1 protein-coding gene is annotated in these 340 nt (G+C 74.4%); it reads left to right on the top strand.

What is annotated here, in order from left to right; all coding sequences use genetic code 11:
- Positions 1-340: DUF3488 domain-containing protein (locus ACLZOT_RS50850; RefSeq protein WP_416976098.1), on the top strand; the 340-nt coding region annotated here is incomplete at both ends.

Genomic DNA, 340 nt, shown 5'->3' with positions numbered 1-340 from the left:
ACCCCCGGGAACTACCGGCTGGCGGTCCTCGACCGCTACGACGGGACGAGTTGGAGCAGCGGTGCCGGGCTGACCCGTACGGGAGGCCGGGTGCCGGAGGATCCGGAGGCTCCGGAGGGGCAGGGCGGCGGCAGGACCCTCCAACAGCACTTCACCGTCCAGTCGTTGCCCGGCATCTGGCTTCCCGCCGCCGACCGGCCCTCGTCCGTCGACGCGCCCGAGGGGACCTCCCTGTCCGTCGATCCGGACAGCGGTGTGCTCTCCACGGGGGCGGCGCTCCCCGCCGGGTTCGCCTACACCGCGACCTCCCGTCCCCCCTCCTACGACGCCGAGCGGCTCC

The sequence above is a fragment of the Streptomyces sp. 4F14 genome, assembly GCF_048159485.1.
Lineage (GTDB): Bacteria > Actinomycetota > Actinomycetes > Streptomycetales > Streptomycetaceae > Streptomyces.
Note: the sequence above shows the minus strand (reverse complement) of the source record. Positions and strands in the feature narration are given on the sequence as shown.